2 protein-coding genes are annotated in these 1,907 nt (G+C 77.2%); both read right to left on the bottom strand.

Going from position 1 to position 1,907, the window contains the following annotated elements; genetic code table 11:
• Positions 1-93 precede the first annotated feature (93 nt).
• Positions 94-825 carry an LmeA family phospholipid-binding protein gene (locus tag HCN56_RS25315; RefSeq protein WP_167974949.1) on the bottom strand — a complete coding sequence of 244 codons (732 nt, stop codon included), beginning with the start codon at positions 823-825 and terminating at the stop codon, positions 94-96.
• A 200-nt stretch (positions 826-1,025) separates the two neighbouring features.
• Positions 1,026-1,907 (bottom strand): hypothetical protein (locus HCN56_RS25310; protein ID WP_167974947.1); only part of this gene is annotated, 882 nt, incomplete at its 5' end.

Genomic DNA, 1,907 nt, shown 5'->3' with positions numbered 1-1,907 from the left:
GCGGAGGGGCCGGCAGTCGCCTGCCGGCCCCTCCCTCGCCGGCGTCCCCGTGGGGCGCGGGCGCGCGCCGCCGGCGGACCGGCGGCACGGTGCTCACTCCGGCGCTGCGGCCCCCGTGAGGATCACGTCGGTGCCGCTGAGTCGCAGTGTGACGCCGTCCTCGGTCGCCTCCAGCCCCTCGACCTCGACCCCGGAGGGCAGCCCCGACAGCTGGCGCTGCTGGTCGACCCGCTCGCGGACGCGGTCGTCGATGCCGTCGATGGCGCCGATCACGGGGATGTCGGCGAAGGAGGGGATGTCCTCCACCGAGACCCGTACGAGGTCGCCGTCGACGGTGATGTCACCGGTCATGGCGGGGCCGACCGCCTGGCCCATCACCGTCACCCGCAGCTCGACCTCGCCCTCGCCGCCGTAGCCCCAGGCCACGCCGAACGTCGAGTCCTCGGGCACGGTCAGGCGCTGCATCTCCTCGTAGGAGAGCGTGCCCTCCCCGGTCGCGCGGGCGGCCACCGCCCGCTCGTAGTTGTTCTCCAGCCGCACGTCCTCCAGCCGGATGGTGAGGTCCTCCACCGCGCCCTCCTGGTCGTCGACCCGGACCGCGTAGGAGTCGACGCCGAGTTCGACGCTCTCCAGCTCCTTGCCGACCAGCTGGGTCAGGAACGGGAACCCCCCGATCGACACCGACGGGTCGGACTCCAGCCCCTGCGTGGTGCGCACCTTGGAGGCGATCTCCCCCTCGGCCACGTGGACCGCCAGGCGGTCGGCGCCCACGGCGAGGCCGCCGAGGATCACGAGCAGGATCAGCCCTATTCGCAGCGCTCGCATCTGTCTGCTTCCCCCCTGGTTGGTCGACGGGCAGCCGTGAGCGTAACCCGACGGCCCTTAGGACGTGCCGCGCACCTGGAACGTTCCGTCCCACCCGCCCCGGGGCTCACGCCCGCGCCGCCGGAGTCCACCCCCGCGCCCGGCCCGCCGGGCATGACGAAGGGGCGGGCCGGCGAACCGGCCCGCCCCCTCGCCGAGGCTCAGAACAGCACCCGGGCCAGCAGGTACGCCGCCGGCGCGGCCACCGTCACCGGCAGCGCCACGCCCGCGGTGAAGTGCACGAACCGCGACGGCCAGTCGTAGCTCGCCACGCGCAGCCCCGTCAGCGCGCAGACGCCCGCCGCGGCGCCGAGCACGGCGCCCTCCGGCAGTGCCTGCGCCCAGTGGCCGACCCCGGCGCCCGCGCCGGTCGCGAGGGCGAGCGCCACCACCGGGGAGACCCACGGCACGGTGAGCGCGGCGCGGGACAGCGCCGCCACGGCCACCGCGACCGCCACGGCCACGACCGCCGTGCGGTTGACCGTCACCGCCGCCAGCAGCCCGCCCGCGACGACGGCCAGCAGCGCGGAGGCGGCGGTCGCGGTCAGCGAGTCCAGCCGGTCGTCGCCCTCGCCGTGGTGCCGCAGCTGGACCACGATCACCAGCAGGAACCAGACGCCGAGGGTGCCTGCCAGCGCCGCGGCGGCCTCGCCGGCGGGGGCCAGGATCAGCACGGCGTCCGCGGCCAGTCCGGCGGCGAAGGCGAGCACGATGCCCTGCCGCGCCGGCCACATCCCGTTGAGGCGGAACCAGCCCGCCGCCGTCACGGCCTGGAGGACCACCACCACCGGCAGCAGCGCGTACAGGCCGAACGGGGCGGAGGCGGCGATCAGCGCGCCGAACAGCGCGGTGAGCGCGGCGGGCCGGATGCCGGGCGGCCGCAGCGGCGACCCCACGCGGCGGACCGTCCCCGGCGCGAGCGGCGGCTCCGCCGCCTCGGGAGCGGGCGCCGGCCCGCCCGCCCCGGTGCCGTGCCCGGGGGTGCCGTGGCCGTGGCCGGGGGTGCCGTGGCCGGCCGCGCCCGCCGGTGCGGCGCCGTGGGG

The sequence above is a fragment of the Streptomyces lonarensis genome, assembly GCF_012033735.1.
Lineage (GTDB): Bacteria > Actinomycetota > Actinomycetes > Streptomycetales > Streptomycetaceae > Streptomyces > Streptomyces lonarensis.
The sequence above is the reverse complement of the archived record's forward strand: the minus strand, read 5'-3'. Positions and strand labels throughout refer to the sequence as shown.

What these genes read in the sequence shown, in the direction of transcription:
- HCN56_RS25315 (WP_167974949.1), bottom strand. Translation starts at nt 825, where the DNA reads ATGCGAGCGCTGCGAATAGGGCTGATCCTGCTCGTGATCCTCGGCGGC.